At 72.7% G+C, this 15,830-nt stretch carries 11 protein-coding genes and 1 pseudogene; 10 read left to right on the forward strand and 2 right to left on the reverse strand.

Annotation, left to right across the window (positions count from 1 at the left end):
* Nucleotides 1-660: 660 nt before the first annotated feature.
* Nucleotides 661-1,194, forward strand: a pseudogene (locus DFQ13_RS12590) (glycosyltransferase); the annotation flags it as partial.
* On the opposite strand, the gene DFQ13_RS12595 reads toward DFQ13_RS12590, so the two are convergent.
* Both DFQ13_RS12595 and eccCa read right to left on the reverse strand, forming a co-directional pair.
* Nucleotides 1,188-1,739, reverse strand: a complete 552-nt coding sequence (locus DFQ13_RS12595; protein WP_110079914.1) for a hypothetical protein — start codon at nucleotides 1,737-1,739, stop codon at nucleotides 1,188-1,190. The pseudogene DFQ13_RS12590 and the gene DFQ13_RS12595 sit on opposite strands and share 7 nt — an antisense overlap.
* Nucleotides 1,740-1,968: 229 nt before the next feature.
* Complete coding sequence (gene eccCa / locus DFQ13_RS12605) at nucleotides 1,969-5,952, reverse strand: type VII secretion protein EccCa (protein ID WP_110079916.1); 3,984 nt, start codon at nucleotides 5,950-5,952, stop codon at nucleotides 1,969-1,971.
* A 140-nt stretch (nucleotides 5,953-6,092) separates the two neighbouring features.
* On the opposite strand from eccCa, the gene eccD reads away from it, so the two are divergent.
* The 9 genes from eccD to DFQ13_RS12650 all read left to right on the forward strand — a co-directional run bounded on the left by eccD (nucleotide 6,093) and on the right by DFQ13_RS12650 (nucleotide 15,810).
* Nucleotides 6,093-7,490, forward strand: a complete 1,398-nt coding sequence (gene eccD / locus DFQ13_RS12610; RefSeq protein ID WP_110079917.1) for a type VII secretion integral membrane protein EccD — start codon at nucleotides 6,093-6,095, stop codon at nucleotides 7,488-7,490.
* 1 nt (nucleotide 7,491) lies between these two features.
* On the forward strand, nucleotides 7,492-8,916 hold the full coding sequence (eccB, locus tag DFQ13_RS12615; protein WP_110079918.1) for a type VII secretion protein EccB: 1,425 nt from the start codon (nucleotides 7,492-7,494) through the stop codon (nucleotides 8,914-8,916).
* A gap of 92 nt (nucleotides 8,917-9,008) precedes the next feature.
* A complete protein-coding gene (locus DFQ13_RS12620; RefSeq protein ID WP_110079919.1) occupies nucleotides 9,009-9,335 on the forward strand; it encodes a hypothetical protein in 327 nt (108 codons plus the stop codon).
* 81 nt (nucleotides 9,336-9,416) lie between these two features.
* Nucleotides 9,417-9,722, forward strand: coding sequence for a WXG100 family type VII secretion target (locus tag DFQ13_RS12625; RefSeq protein WP_110079920.1), 306 nt, complete (start codon nucleotides 9,417-9,419; stop codon nucleotides 9,720-9,722).
* A gap of 83 nt (nucleotides 9,723-9,805) precedes the next feature.
* Nucleotides 9,806-10,225, forward strand: a complete 420-nt coding sequence (locus DFQ13_RS12630; RefSeq protein ID WP_035282721.1) for a hypothetical protein — start codon at nucleotides 9,806-9,808, stop codon at nucleotides 10,223-10,225.
* 132 nt (nucleotides 10,226-10,357) lie between these two features.
* A complete protein-coding gene (locus DFQ13_RS12635; protein ID WP_110079921.1) occupies nucleotides 10,358-13,174 on the forward strand; it encodes a hypothetical protein in 2,817 nt (938 codons plus the stop codon).
* Nucleotides 13,175-13,177: 3 nt separating this feature from the next.
* The gene (locus DFQ13_RS12640) at nucleotides 13,178-15,019 is read left to right on the forward strand and encodes a hypothetical protein (RefSeq protein WP_110079922.1); all 1,842 of its coding nucleotides are present in this window, start codon (nucleotides 13,178-13,180) and stop codon (nucleotides 15,017-15,019) included.
* A 1-nt stretch (nucleotide 15,020) separates the two neighbouring features.
* Nucleotides 15,021-15,497: a YbaB/EbfC family DNA-binding protein gene (locus tag DFQ13_RS12645; protein ID WP_233427569.1), complete on the forward strand. Its 477-nt coding sequence runs from the start codon at nucleotides 15,021-15,023 to the stop codon at nucleotides 15,495-15,497.
* Nucleotides 15,490-15,810 carry a WXG100 family type VII secretion target gene (locus DFQ13_RS12650; RefSeq protein ID WP_035282717.1) on the forward strand — a complete coding sequence of 107 codons (321 nt, stop codon included), beginning with the start codon at nucleotides 15,490-15,492 and terminating at the stop codon, nucleotides 15,808-15,810. Before DFQ13_RS12645 ends, DFQ13_RS12650 begins: the two co-directional genes overlap by 8 nt.
* The last annotated feature ends 20 nt before the right edge of the window (nucleotides 15,811-15,830 follow it).

The raw sequence follows: 15,830 nt of genomic DNA on the forward strand, positions 1-15,830 counted from the left end.
GGAATAGCCGAGCACATCCACCCAGCCGGGCACCCCACACAAAGCCCCGGGCTTTGAACCGGGGAACAGCCGACCACATCCACCCACCCGGGCGTACCTTAACGAAAGACCGGGCAGCCACGCAGCCACGACGAAGCACGTCCTCCACTCAGCGCCTCAAAGCTCGACCTTCGCAGAGCGCAGCCCACCCAGATCGCAGCCGCAATCGCCTGTGGATAGTCGTTTGACCAGCCCCTTCACCCTGCGGAAGAATAGAAATCGGGGGTCCCCCAGGGCCTGTGGATGGCGCGGCACCACTTTCGTCCGGGCGTGGTAAGGGGTGACCGGATGGAGCCGGTCCGTCATGTTGCTCCGCCACGCTGTCCACCACGGGATTCGCCGACAGTGTCCGATTCGTCGACAGTGTCCAGAGTGGACGAGTCGCGACGGCGGCAAGAAGGCCCCACTTCCCCCCACTTCAACATATAGCGCGCCGGGGGGCTTGTGGCAAGACCCCCGGTCAGGTCGCAGAATTGCCGCCTCCAGGCCAAATCTGCGGAATGGGTGTGCACAGTGCGTGTTTTGTTGACCTCGTGGGGATCACGCGGAGACGTCGAGCCGCTCGCGGCGCTCGCGGTCGCGTTGCGGCTGCTCGGCGCGGAGGCGCGGGTGTGCGCCCCTCCGGACGAGGAGTTCGCGGCGCTGATGGACCGGGCCGGTGCGCCGCCGGTGTACGTGGGTTTCGGCAGCAGGGCCGCGCAGTCCCCGGTGGACACCGCGCGGGTGGCCACCGAGGCGGTCCGCGCGCAGGGGCGCCGGGTCCTGCTCGCCCGCGGGTGGGCCGGGTTGGCGCCGGTCGACGACGCGGAGGACTGCTTCGTCGTCGGTGAGGTCAACCAGCAGGCGCTGTTCGGCAGGGTGGCCGCCGTCGTGCACCACGGTGGTGCGGGTACCACCACGACCGCCGCCCGGGCCGGTGCGCCCCAGGTGGTCGTGCCCCGGATCGCGGATCAGCCGTACTGGGCCGCCCGGGTGGCCGGGTTGGGCATCGGTTCGGCGCACGACGGTCCGACCCCGACCACCGACTCCCTGTCCGCCGCGCTCGCCACGGCCCTGGCCCCCGGGACCGGGGCGCGGGCGCGGGCCGTGGCGGGCGAGATCCGCACCGACGGGGCGGTGGTCGCCGCGAAGCTGCTCCTCGGAGCAGGTCAGTGAGGCCCGTACCCCGGTGGCGGGTACTGGCCGTACGGCGCGTGCCCGGGGAAGTGGGGTTTGTGCGGGGTGTGCCGCAGGAACGCGAACGTCGGCGGCAGCAGGCTGAGGATCATCTCGAACAGCGCTGTCAGGCCGATGAGGACGACCACCGCGGTCATGTCCAGGTACGCGACGTAGATCCGGATGTTCGGGACGAGGAAGAACAGGACGGCCGTCACCGAGGGCAGGAAGGCCCCGACCGCCGTGAGCACCGCCCCCGCGGTCTGGCGCGCGAAGATCAGTGCCGCGCCGACCAGCAGCAGCAGCGCCGAGACGCTCAGGCCGACCGCGCACGCGATCGAGATCGGGTAGGAGGCGCCCGACCTGGCCACGCAGCGCCCCACGCACTCGGAGACCGCGCCGAACGTCACGAAGGCCCCCCAGGCGCAGGCGATCGCCAACACCACACCGGCCCCGGCCGCCGTGTACGCGGTCGCACCGCTCGGGCTCGGCTGCGGGAACCGGGGCGGGTACCCGGCAGGTGGGTACGGCGGGTACTGGCTCACGGGTCCATCCAGGTCGGGTCCGGGGCGGAATCCGGGCTGACACCGCCGGGCACCGGCATGCTAGTGCCGCGGGCCCGCCCGGTCGGTGACAACCGGGAGTTCCCCGACAGCCGCGCCAGGCGGCTCAACCCGTCGCGGGACGGGTGGCCGCCCGCGACCGGTTCGGGTTGAACGCACGGGAGAGGGGTGGTCACCGCGAGCGCGGTGACCACCCCTTCGCCCCGACCGGTCAGTCCGTGGCCTCCGGCAGGTCCACCAGCGGGGTCTGCACCAGCCGCACCGAGCGGCGGCGGTTGATGTACTGACCCCGGCCGACGGGCAGGGTGCGGGGCTTGAGGTTGCCCAGGAACGCGCCCTCCTGCTTCGGGCACGACAGCAGCAGCGCGGGCGTGCCCAGCTCCCACATCTTGCGGACCGCCGCGTTGCCCATCGACCGGCCCGCCCCCGTCGTGGAGCGGGCGATGATCACGTGCACGCCCACGTCCGCGGCGTCGGCGAGGACGGGGAGCAGGGGGGCCAGCGCGCCCGCGCCGCCCGCGGTCTCGGTCATCTCGAAGTCGTCGATGATGATGTAGAGCCTGCCGCCCTGCCACCAGTCGCGCTTGGGGAGCCTGCTGGGGGTGATCTCCGGGCCGGGGACGCGCTTGCGGATGACCGACGCCGCGCCCTCGATGGACTTGGCGAGGGCTTCCGCGCCGACCGCGTACTCCATCTGGTGCTCGGCGGGGACGCAGTCGCGCAGTTCGCGGCGGAAGTCGCCGAACATGATGCGGGCCTCGTCGTTGCTGTGGTGGGTCACGACGGAGCGGGCGATGTGGCGCAGCAGGTTGGTCTTGCCGGACTCGGTGTCGCCGTAGATCAGCAGGTGCGGGCTGGCGTCGAAGTCGTGCCACAGCGGGCCCAGCTCGACGTCGTCGACGCCGAGGGGGATGCGGACCTCCGCGGCCTTCGACGGCGCGGTGGGCGGGGGCAGCTCGGCGACCGACAGGGTGTGCGGCAGCAGCCGCACCTGCGGGGCCACCGGGCCGCCGGGCACCGCCAGCGCCTCGGCCAGCTCCACCGTGGCCTCGGCGAGGTCGTCGGTGTCGGACTGGCCGTCGATGCGGGGCAGGGCGGCGAGGAAGTGCAGCCGGTCCGGGGTGATGCCCCGGCCGGGGATCGCGGGCACGGTCGCGGCGAACCGGCTGTTGATCTCGGAGTCGGTCGGGTCGCCGAGGCGCAGCTCGAAGCGGGTGCCGAGCACGTCGCGCAGCCACGGGCGCATCTCCGCCCACCGGCTCGACGAGATCAGCAGGTGCACGCCGAAGCTGAGCCCGCGCGCGGCGATCTCGGTGAACCTCTCCTCCAGCTCGTCGAAGTCCTGCTTGATCGTGTACCAGCCGTCGACGACGAGGAACACGTCCCCGTACGGGTCGAGGTCGGAGAAGCGGCCCTCGCGCCGGGCCCGCCGGTAGGTGGTCATGGAGTCGATGTTGTGCTCGGCGAACAGCTCCTCCCGCTTGGACATGATGTTGGTGACCTCGAGCACCGTGCGGGTGACCCGGTCGCGGTCGAGCCGGTTGGCGATGCTGCCCACGTGCGGCAGCTTCGCCAGCGAGCTGAGCGTGCCGCCGAAGTCCAGGCAGTAGAACTGCACCTCGGCGGCGCTGTGGGTCAGCGCCAGCGCCGAGATGATGGTGCGCAGCACGGTGGACTTGCCGCTCTGCGGGCCGCCGACCACCGCGGCGTTGCCCTTGCCGCCGGACAGGTCGGCCACGAGCAGGTCGCGCTTCTGCTGCGCGGGCAGGTCGACCAGGCCCAGCGGCACGGTCAGCTCGGAGGTCATCAGGTCGCCCACCGGGCGCAGGCCCAGCTTCGGGTCGTCCACCAGCGGCGGCAGAAGCTGGTCGAGGGTGGCCGAGGTCTTGAGCGGGGCCAGCCACACCTGGTGCGCCCGCGGGCCCACCCCGCGCAGCCTGCCCATGAGCACGTCCAGCATGGTCTCGGTGACCTCGCCGTTCACCGGCTCCGGCTCCGGCTCGGGTTCCAGGGTCGCCGGGGGTTCGACGTAGGCGGTGCCGAACGGCACGACCCGCTGCTCGACCCCGTCGTCGGACTGCGCCCGCTGCTTGGTGCGGTAGGGGGAGGAGGAGAACGCGCCCTTGAACCGGATCAGCGACTGGGTGTCCGGGCGCAGGTAGCCGTTGCCGGGGCTGTTGGGCAGCTCGTAGGCGTCCGGGACACCGAGGATGCTGCGGCTCTCCATCGCCGAGAAGGTGCGCAGGCCGATCTTGTACGACAGGTGCGTCTCGATCTTGTGGATGCGGCCCTCGTCGAGCCGCTGGGAAGCCAGCAGCAGGTGCACGCCCAGCGACCGGCCCAGCCTGCCGATCATGGCGAACAGGTCGATGAAGTCGGGCTTGGCCGAGAGCATCTCGGAGAACTCGTCGACCACGATGAACAGCGCGGGCATCGGCTCCAGCGGCACGCCCTGGGCGCGGGCGGCCTCGTAGTCGCGGCGGGAGGCGTAGTTGCCCGCCGCGCGCAGGTGCTCCTGGCGGCGGTTCATCTCACCGGCCAGCGCGTCCTGCATCCGGTCGACCAGCTCCAGCTCCTCGGACAGGTTGGTGATCACCGCCGAGGTGTGCGGCAGCTCGTCGAAGCCGAGGAACGCCGCGCCGCCCTTGAAGTCCACCAGCACGAAGTTCAGGTCTTCGGAGGTGTGCGTGGCGGCCAGCGCCAGCACCAGCGTGCGCAGCAGTTCGCTCTTGCCGGAACCGGTGGCCCCGATGCACAGCCCGTGCGGGCCCATGCCGTCCTCGGCGGCCTCCTTGAGGTCCAGTTCCAGCGGCGTGCCGTTGGCGGCGATGCCGATGGGCACCCGCAGCCGCCGCTTGGCCGTCATCCGCTCGCGGCGGTACTTCACCGGTTCGAACCGGGCCACGTCGCCGAGGCCGAGCAGCCCGGCCAGGTCGTAGTCGGCGGCCATCGGCTCGTCGTCCTCGGACACCTCGCCGACCCGGAACCGGGCCGTGGTGCGGGCCAGGGCGCTCGCCGCGATCGCGCTGAGCCGGTCGGGCCTGCACAGCGGGCTGGTCCTCGGCTTGCCCAACCGGTCGAACGACACCGTCCGCGCCTCGTCGGCGTCGACCTCCAGGAACAGCACGCCGGGGCGCTGCTGCCAGGGCAGCGAACCGGACACGTCCAGCACCACGGCGTTGCGGTAGCCCTCGTCGGCCATGCGGTGGTCCGACGGCACGGACACCCCGTCGACGACCAGCACCACGAACGGCTCGGAGGCGGTGATCGGGGTGTCGGCCTCGAACCGGGGCCTGCCGGTGAACGACGGGCCGCCCAGCAGCAGCTCCACCTCGGCCACCTCGGCGGCCACCAGCCGCCGGGGACCCGCCGCGTCGCGGCTCTCCGGGTCCTGGTTGTGCGGCAGCCACTTGACCCAGTCCCAGCGGTCCACCCGGTCGGCGGAGGCGCACACGGCGATCCGGGCGTCACCGGGGGCGTGCGCGACGGCGAACTGGGCCAGCACCGCCCGGACCAGGTCCAGCACGGCCGCGTCGGCGCCGCTGAACTGGATCTGGCCGAAACCGCGCAGGTACACCGCGATCGGCGCGTCCGGCAGCGACGAGTAGGCGCGCAGGAACCGGCGCAGCGCGTGCGCCGACATCGGCTCCAGGTCCTCGATCGGCTTGGTGCTCGGCGGCAGCAGCTTCAGCGTCGAGCGCTGCGCGCCGACGCCCAGGCGGACCTCGCCGAAGTCGTCGTGGGCGGGCCTGCGCTCCCACAGCCGGTAGCCCAGGGCGATCGACCACAGGGCGCGCGGGTCCGGGTGCACCCACCGGGCGGCGCGCTGCTGGGCGTGCAGGGACTTGCGGACCCGGCCGCGTAGCTGCGCGAGGTAGCGGATGTAGTCGCGGCGGTGCCCGTGCAGCTTCTGCTTGTGCGTCACCGAGCTGCGCATGAGCTGCACCACGAGCATCCCGACCACCGACAGCACCATCATGCCGCCGCCGATGTAGGCCATCGCCCCGGCGCCGGGCCGGACGAACATCATCACCATGGCCATCGAGCCCAGGCCCATCGGGGCGTACATCAGCACCGAGCTCATGCCGCCGCCGGTGTCCTCCGGTACGGCGGGCGGCTCCTGGATCTCGATCTCGGAGTCGGGGGCGGTCGGCTTGGGCCGCCGCGACCTCCGCGCGAACAGGACTGTGCCCACGTGCTCTCCTCGGTCGGTCGGTGCTCTCCACCCCTGCACGGCTCCCGACCCCGAAAAGGGTCACCGCCGCCGCGGGTGAACCCGGGACCGCCCCGCAGCCGTGCTCTGCCTCGCACCGGCAGGAAAGGACCCGGACACCGATGGAAGAGCAGACACAGCACCGCACGACCACCGCCGTGAGGCTGCGGTTCGTGCTCGGGAAGAAGGCGACCGACGTCGCCCTGCCCGCGGACGTCCCCCTCACCGACCTGCTGCCCGCCGTCCTGCCCCAGTTCGGGGCCGAGTGGATCGAGCAGGGCGCCGACCACGAGGGGTGGGTCGTGCAGCGGGTCGGGGAACCGCCGCTGGACGAGGACCGCACCCTCGCCGAGCTGCAACTCCTCGACGGCGACACCGTCCACTTCCGGCCGCGCGCCGACGAGCTGGCGGCCATCGACTTCGACGACCTGGTCGACGGCGTCGGCGAGCAGGTGCGCGAGCACCCCGGCGCGTGGAACGCCGCCCGCACCCGGGTGCTGCTGCGCGTCGTGTCCGGTGCCGCGCTGGTGCTCGGCGTGCTCCTGGTGCCCGGTGTGGGCGCGGTCGGCCTCCAGGCCCTGGTTGCCGGGGTGGTGGCCGTCCTGCTGCTGGGGGCGAGCGCCCTGGTGGCGCGCGGCGCCGCCAAGCCGCAGCCCGCCACGGTGCTGGCCGGTGCCTGCGCGGTCTACGCGGCGCTCGGCGGCGACCTGCTGGTGCGGGTGCTCAGCCCGGAGTCCGGGACGATGGTGCGGCTGACCGCCGCGGCCGCCGCCGCGCTCGTGGCGCTGGCCGCGGGGGTCGTCGCGGTCGCCGACTCGGCCCTGCTGTTCGCCGGGGCCCTGCTGTTCACCGGGGTGCTGGCGGTGACCGGGCTCATCGGGTCGCTCGCCGAGGTCACCGGGCCGCAGGCCGTCGCGATCGGCCTGACCCTGACGCTGCTCGCCGGGGCGTTCGTGCCGTCCACGGCGTTCCGGCTCTCCGGGCTGACCCTGCCGATGCTGCCCGGTGGCGCCGACGAGCTGAGCGAGGACATCGACCCGGTGCCGCACAAGGTGGTCATCGAACGCGGTGCCGCGACCGTCGGCTACTCCACCGCCCTGCACACCGGCCTCGGCCTGGCCCAGTCGGTGCTGGTGCCGTTCCTGGTCGTCGGCGGCCACGGCTGGTCGATGGTGCTGTCGCTGGTGATGGCGTTCCTGCTGCTGCTGCGCTCGCGCCACCCCAGCGGGCTGGCCGCGCGGTGGGCGTTCGTCGTGCCCGCCCTCGTGGTCGTGGTGACCAACCTGCTGCACGTCGGTGCCGAGCAGACCGGTGGCGCGCGGTTGCTGGTGGTGTTCCTGCCCGTCCTGGTGGTCGGGCTGTTGCTCCTGCTGGCCGGGGAACGCCTGCCCGGGCGGCGGTTGCGCCCCTACTGGGGCCGGGCCGTGGAAATCCTCGAATCGGTGACCGCCATCGCCGTGGTGCCGATCCTGTTGCAGGTGCTGGGCGTGTACGCGGCCATGCGCGGATTGGCGGGCTGACATGCAGTCGCGCAGGGACCAGGTCCAGGCCTACTTCTTCGTGGTGGGGCGGCTGGTGTCCGCCGTGACCACCGGCAGGCCCGACGCCATCCAGTCGCCCTACCGGCGGCTGAACACCGGCACCGTGTTCGGCGTGCTGCTCGCGGCGGTGCTGATGGCGATCTTCGGCATCTACGGGCTGTTCGTCCCCGGCGGGGACAACTCCTGGCGTCAGGACGGCGCGATCGTCATGGACAAGACGACCGGCACCCGGTACGTCTACCTCGCCGGGCAATTGCGCCCGGTGCTCAACTACTCCTCGGCCAGGCTGGCGACCGGGGGTGCCGGTGGCGGCGGCCAGGTGAAGTCCGTGTCGCGCAACTCCCTCGGCGACACCCCCGTCGGCCAGCCGATCGGCATCACGGGCGCACCGGACATGCTCCCCGGCGCCGACCGGCTCAACCGCGGCCCCTGGACGGCCTGCGTCACCCCCGGGGACGGCACACCCCAGGCGGGCCCGCAGGTCACCCTGCTGATCGGCGGGCCGTCCCGACCGGGGCTGACCGACGCGCAGGCCCTCCTGGTGTCCACCCCGGACGGTGGGGTCCACCTGGTGTGGCAGGGCAAGCGGCACCGCGTCGGCGACCGCGCCGTGCTCGACACCCTCGGCTACGGCGACACCCGGCCCCTGCCGGTGTCGGCGGCCTGGCTCAACCCGCTGGAGCAGGGCAGGGACGTGGCGGCCCCGGTGACCCCGGGCATCGGCGCGGCGGGCCCGCAGGTCGACGGCAAACCCGGTGTGGTGGGCCAGGTCTTCCGCGTGCGCAACCCCGCGATCGACTCCGACCAGCTCTACCTGCTGCGCGCCGACGGCGTCGCGGCGCTGAGCCGGACCACCGCGGCCCTGCTGCTGGCCGCCCCGGACACCAAGCGCGCGTACCCGGGCGCGGCGGTGACGCCGATCGAGGTCGGACCCGCGGCCCTGCAGGGCATCCCGGTCGCACCGGGGGTCGACCTGGTGAGCGGCCTGCCCGCGCAACCACCCACCCTGGTGACCCCGCCGCGCGACTCCTACGCCTGCGTCCGCTACGGGCCGACCGGCGACGGCGACATGGACGTCGCGGCCGAGGTCCGACCCGCCGCGGAGGTCGACGCCAAAGCGGTGCCCACCGCCCCGCACGACGCCGGGACGATGGCCGACCGGGCCTCCGTGCCCGCGGGCGGCGGCGTGCTGGCCCGCGACCTGCCCGCCCCCGGCGCGGCACCGGGCGCCCTGCACCTGATCACCGAGAACGGGATGCGCTACCCGGTGGCCGACGCCGCCGCGCTCGGGGCGCTCGGCTACGCCGAGAACGCCGCGGTGCCGGTCCCGGCCGCCCTGCTCGCCCTGCTGCCCACCGGTCCGCTGCTGAGCACGCAGGCCGCGTTGCAGACCCAGGCCCCCTGATCCGAATTCCCCGTTCCGGGGGTGAACCACCCGGAGCTCCCCGACCGTGTTGGGGATGAAGGCAGTCGCACACCGAACCCAGGAGGACCGCAATGGCAACGAAGTTCAGCCAGACACAGATCGACGACGCCGCCGGGCGGCACCAGAACTTCATCGACACCCTGGAGAACACCCACCTCCGGACGCTGCGGCAGCAGATCGCCGAGACCCTGGCCAACAGCGGCAGCAAGGTCACCACGGCGCTGGACCAGGTCTGCGAGGAGTGGATCAACCAGATGAAGCAGGGCGTCATCACGAACATGAACGGCATGATCCAGGCGATCAAGGGCGCGGCCGCGGACCAGACCGAGATGGACCTGACGAGCGCGCGGGACATCACGAACCTGTCCATGTCCAGCTCGAGCTTCCTCGGCGGCTGAGCGCCGGGCCCCGGCCCGGTCCACCGCGCGACCCCCTGATCCCACCCGAACCCACCCCGACACGAGCAAAGGACCCCGATCATGGCGAACGACCAGGTTCTCTACGACTACGACGTCATCGAGCAGTGCGTCACCCTCATGAAGAACAAGGCGAACGAGATCGCCGGTGACGTGAAGGAACTGCAGACCGACGTCAAGAACATCATGGTCAACTGGGAGGGCACCAGCGCCCAGGCCTACGAGAGCCTGTCCACCGACCTGGTGGCCGACCTGGGCAAGCACAACGACTACCTCGAGCAGCTCAAGGTCAAGCTGGAGGCCGCGGCCTCGGGCATGCAGGGCTCCGACAGCGACTGGGGCAAGAAGATCCTCGCCAACGGTGGCTGATCGGTCCGCGGTGTGCCTGCCGGGTCGCAGGCACACCGCGGACCCTTCCCCCTCCCGCAGAACAAGGTCAAGGAGCCCCGATCATGACCACCAAGTTCGACCCGGAGGCGATCCGGACGTCGGCCAAGAAGCTCGGCGCCCTCATGGACGACATGGGTGCCTTCTCCAAGCTGAAGCCGCACTGGCCCAACGCGGGCCAGTTCGAGCTGGCGCAGTGGCTCGAGCGCGTCGTCGACGACCGGCGCAACGGCATCGTCGCCCACGCCGAGCACCTCAAGATCGCGCTCGAGCAGATGGAGACCACCCTCACCCACATCGCCGACGACTTCGAGAACCTCGACGGCGACAACGCCAAGAAGATCAAGGACAGCATCGGCGAGCTGAAGAAGAACATCACCTCCGGCATCACCACGCTGGACCAGAACACCGAGAAGGACCAGGGCAACTTCGGCGGCCGCAAGAACGACGCCGACGGCGACGGCTACAACGACAGCGTCGGCTGAGCCCTCCTCTTCCGCCCTTCCCCACCCACCCGCCCTCCGCCCCGGCCCGGCACCGTCCCGGCAGGACGACGGCGGGTTGGTGCGCGTACCGACCCACCCAAGCCAACCGCTCCCCGGTGAGGAACCGATCCCATGGCCGACTCCAAAAAACCCCAGTTGGTGGGCGTCTACCAGGCGTCCGCCCCAGCGTTCCTCCCCGGGAAGTACACCACGTACAAGGCCCTCAGCGACGCGGTCAAGGACCTGCTCTACACCGCGCACCGGGGCCGCGGCGTCGAGGGCAGCCTCTCCACCAACAACACGGCGGAGGCCTGGTACGACCTCGAGTTCGCCGTCAAGGACGCCACCAAGCGACTGGGCGAGGTCAACGAGGCGTTCGCCACCGAGATCAAGAACGTGCGCACCGCGCTGGAGGGCGAGGCGGGGGAGGCCTTCGAGAAGTACACGAAGGACCTGCTCAGCGAGAGCGAAGAGCTCTACACCACGCTCAACAGCAAGCAGTACGGCACCACGATCGGCAACGTCGGCCACGCGATCCAGGCCTACGCCAACCGGTGGTGGGAGATCGTCGACGAGGCCGACAAGAACCGCGAGAGCGAAGAGAAGCGCATCCAGAACGCGGGCATCAAGGGCATCAACAACCTGATGGACCTGGCCGACGACACGAACGCCTCCGAGATCCAGCAGTTGATCAACAAGTTGGCGGAGAAGACCAACGAGGCGATCGTCGCCCTCAACGACGAGGCCGAGGCGGCGCTGATCAAGAGCCTGCAGGAGCTGACCTCGGGGCTGGGCACGCAGTACGACTCGCGCGGCCAGGAACTCGCCCCGCTGCGCATCATCAACGGCCTGGCCAAGTCCGAGGACCCCCGCTACGGCGGTTCGACGGGCGGCAGGAACAACAACGGCAACGGCAACAACAACGGCAACGGCAACAACAACGACGATGACGACGACACCGACACCGGGGGCGGTGAAGGGGAGGACGAGGACTACCAGGAGGGCCTCGACGACGCGGAGGCCGCGGCGGTCAAGGCGATCGACGACCTGATCGCCAAGACCGACGACCCCGAGGAGAAGGCCGCCCTCGAGGCGGCCAAGAAGGCCGTGACCGGGGCGATCGACGACCTGGGCGACGACTCCGGCACGGGTGGCAGCGGCGGCTCCTCCGGCGGGTCCGGCTCGAAGTCGGGCGGCTCCGACACCGGCGGGGGCGGCAGCACGGGTGGCGGCGGGAGCGGTTCCGACAAGGAGGCGCTGGACAAGGCCAATGCGGCCGCCTCCGACGCGATCAACGGCCTCAAGGGCGGCGCGGGCGGCGAGACCGGCTCGGGCGCGACAGGCGGCGGCGAGACCGGCTCGGGCGCGGCGGGCGGCGGCGACACCGGCGCGGGCGGCGCGGGCTCGGCGGAGCAGGCCAAGCGCGACCAGGCGCTGGAGCAGGCCAAGGACGCCGCGGGCAAGGCCATCGACGACCTCATGGGCGGCGGGAAGTCCGGCGGCCTCGGCGGCGACACCGGTGCGGGCGGCAGTGGTGACACCGGCGCGGGCGGTGGCGGCGACACCGGCGCGGGCGGCGGCATGACCGGCGGCTCCCCGGGCATGGGCGGCACCCCGGGCGGGTCGGACCCCGCCGAGCAGAAGCGGCAGAAGGCCCTCCAGGACGCCAAGGACGCCGCGAACAAGGCCATCGACGACCTCACCGGCGGCTCCGGCGGGTCCGGCGACAAATCCGGCGGGCTCGGCGGCGGCTCCGGTGTGCCCACCCCCGAGGAGCAGGAAGCGCTCGACGACGCGAAGGACGCCGCGGGCAAGGCCATCGACGACCTCACCGGCGGGACCGACGACCCCGAGCGCAAGAAGGCGCTGGAGGACGCCAAGGACGCCGCGCAGAAGGCCATCGACGACATCGGCGGCGGCGCGGGCGGGCTGGGCGACAAGCCCTCCACCTCCTCCGACGGCCCCGGCTCCGGCTCCGAACCGCTCGACCCGAAGGCCCGCGAGGCCTTCCAGGACGCCAAGGACGCCACCACCAAGGCCCTCGACGACATGATCGCCAAGACCGACGACCCGGCGCAGAAGGCGGCGCTGGAGGAGGCCAAGCAGGCCGCCCAGGACGCGATCGACAACCTGATCAGCCCCGAGCACCACCGCGCGGTCGAGGACGCCAAGGACGCCGCCGAGGCCGCGATCGACAAGCTCGGCAGGCCGGGGGACACCCCGGAGCAGCAGAAGGCCCTGGACGAGGCGGCCAAGGCGGCGCGGGAGGCCATCGACGGCCTCGACAGCGCGATCGACCCCGACGACCCGGACTACGCCAAGGCCGTCGAGGACGCCAAGGCGGCCTCCGACAAGGCGATCGACGCGCTCGCCCAGGAGGGCGACAGCCCCGAGCGCACCAGGGCGCTGGAGGAGGCCAAGGAGGCCGCCCGCCGGGCCATCGACGGCATCGGCGCCGCCGGGGACACCGCGGGTGGCACCAGCTCGGCGCTGGAGAGCTTCCTCAACCCGCTCGGCGCGCAGAAGCCGGACATCAAGACCTCCTCCGGCGGCCTGGGCGGCGGCGGGGCGGGCGGTGGTGGCGGCGTGCACGTGCCGTCCCTCGGCGGTGGCGGCGGCGCCGGGCACGTCCCGGCCTCCGTCGGCGCGGCGGGGGAGGCCCGGTTCGACACCGACGTCTCCCGCGACCGCGGCCTGACCGTCCCCGGCGGGGTCACCACCGCCGCGGCGAACGCGACCCCCGGCATCCCGGGCGGCCTGTCCCAGGCGGGCCAGATGGGCGGCATGCCCATGGGCGGGATGCCGATGGGCGGCGGCATGGGCGGGATGGGCGGCATGGGCGGCCAGCAGGACAAGGAGCGCGAGCCGCAGATCTGGATTCAGGCCGAGGACGGTGCCTGGGACGAGGACAAGGACGGCCCCCGGCCGCCCGTTCTGGGACGGAGCTGACCCGTGGTACTCGCACCCCTCGACCCGCCGCCCCCGGCGGACGACCCGAACCTGGCCAACCTCACCACCGAGCAGCTCGCCGCGCTCGTCTTCGCGGGAGACCCGGAGGTGTACCACGAGCAGGCCAGGGCGATCGACGCCGCCACCGAACGGCTCCAGCAGGTGCTCGACGGCATCCGGCACGACGCCCGCCTGATCCACGAGGCGCTCGACGGTGAGGTGCTGGTCGCCTTCGACGACGTGTCGCACCGCCTCGGCGCCTCGGTCGACGCGGTGCTGCAGGCCGCGTGGAACCCCGGCTACGCCGCGTCCCTGCGCGCGGCGGGCGACGCCCTCGCCGCGAGCCAGCAGCGCTTCCGGGACCTGCAGGGCAAGCAGGCCGAACAGGCCGCGGCGCCACCGGCCCCGGACGCACCGGCGCCCGAGGTGGTGCAGGCCCAGCACGCCGAGTCGGCGTTGCAGATCGTGCGCGACCTGGGCACCGCCTACCGGGACATCGGCACCAGGATCACCCCGTTGCCGCTGATCAACGGGGCGAAGACCTGGCAGGCCCCCGATCAGGCCGCTCCGGGGCCCCAGCCGGTGAACTCGTTCACGCAGACCGGCGTGGACCTGTTCCAGGGCCAGGGCGACCCGGGCACCTACGGTGCGGTGGGCGCCGGGTTCGGCCCCGGCGCCTTCGCCGCGGGCGGCCCCGGGTCGGGCACCTTCGGTGGAGTGGGCGGTGGGGCCTTCGGCAGGCGCGAGACCGTGACCTCCGGTGGGGGTCCCGGCGACACCCAGTGGGGCTTCGCGGGCACCCCGGTGGTCGGCAGAGCACCCGTCGAGACCACCGCGGGGACCACCTGGGCGGCCGCCGGGTCGGGCGACCAGGTCACGGCGGCCGGGGGCGACCCCTGGGCCGCCGCGATCTCGCCCGCGCAAGGTGCGGTCACCGCCGCCTCCGTCGGGTTGCCGCCCGCGGTGCTCGGCCGCAGCTCCGGTCTCGGGACAGGCGCGCCCCAGCCCACGGGCAAGCGCGAACGCACCGTCATCGCCACCCAGCAGGAGGACGAGTCCACGGAGGAGGAATCCACGCGCGGGCCGCAGGACCGGGGGGAGGCGCTGGACGAGCGGCAGGTCCGGGTCACCTCCGACCCGAGCACCGAGCACGCCGTCCCCGCCGTCGTCCCGGTCCTCCCGGTGACGGTCTCGGCGGCCCCGCCGGTCACCGCCGCCCCACCGGTCACGGCGGCGGCGCCCGCCACCCTCGCCGCGACCTCGGCCCCGGTCGTTCCCGCGCCCCCCGCCGCCCCCGCTGTCCCGGCGGTCGCCGCACCCCCGGCGCATCCGGGGGGCACCCCGACCATCCCCGCCATCGCGACCTCCTCGGGCGGGCACGGGATGCCGGGCGGCACCGTCACCCCGGCGTCCGGGCAGTTCGGGCCACCCCCGGTCCGGCCCCTGGCCACGGACCTGACCGCCGTCCAACCCGGCACCGGGCTCTCCGGCGCACCCGCCGCGCACACGTCCTTCAACGGGCACACGGGCCCGCCCGCGGCACCCGGCTACGGGCCGATGAACCCGATGGGGCTCGGCGGACGTGGTCCTGGTGAGCGCGACAACGAGCGCTTCGCCGAGATCCCGCTGGAGGCCGACGCAGGTGTGTGGCAGAACCCGGTCGGCGCGACCGTGCTCGGCAGGCCCCCGGCCACCGAGCAGAAGTCCCCGTCGCCGATCGGCAGCCCACCCGCCGAGCAGCCGACCGGGGGACCGCAGCGGTCCGAGGAGGACGCGAAGCTGCTGGAACAGGCGCGGGAGCAGGCGTTGCGGATGCTGGGCCGGACGAGCGAACGGGAGAGATGACGTGAACTGGAGTTCGATGTCGGAGGCGGACCTGCGCCGCATGGCCGACGACGCGATGGCCGACCTCGACCGCGAGCGGGCCAAGCTCGGCGAGCTGGGCAGGCTGTGGAACGAGAACACCACCGTCCACGCCAAGGACCGCTCGCTGTCGATGACCGTCGACGGCCGCGGCGAGCTGCTGGAGATGGCCTTCACCGGCGGCAAGTACAAGACGATGCCCCCGGCCCAGCTCGCCCACGTCATCGTCGAGACGCTGGGGCGGGCCAAGGCCGAGAGCATGGCCAAGATCAGCGAGGCGATGGGCGACCCCGCCATCCCCGGCATCGACGTCGCGGGCCTCGCCAGCGGCAAGGTCGACCCGATGGAGATGGTCAACTCCCTGCTCGGCCCGATGCTCGACGGCTTCGGCGGCCTGGAAGCCCTCGGCGGGACCGCGGGCAAGCCCGCCGACAACGGAAGGCGCAAGTCCGATGACTGAGCAGTTCCGCCTCGACCCCGACGGCGTCGCCGCGGGCACCAAGAAGCTCAAGGGCGCGGGGGGACGGCTGAACACGGCCGTCACCGCCCTCAACGTCGTCCTCGACGACCACGACGGCTGCTGGGGCACCGACGACATCGGCAAGGCCTTCGAGCAGAAGTACGTCAAGCCCGCCACCGACACCCGCAAGTACGGCGCGGACGCGGGCACGGGGATCGTCAAGACCGGCGAGAACCTGGACAGCGCCTCGACGACGTTCCAGTCCGTCGACCACGAGCACGCGACCAGGATCGACCGGACGCCGCCCGAGTAGTTCGACTTCCCCGCCACCTG

Source organism: Actinokineospora spheciospongiae (assembly GCF_003182415.1).
In the GTDB taxonomy this organism is placed as follows: Bacteria; Actinomycetota; Actinomycetes; order Mycobacteriales; family Pseudonocardiaceae; genus Actinokineospora; species Actinokineospora spheciospongiae.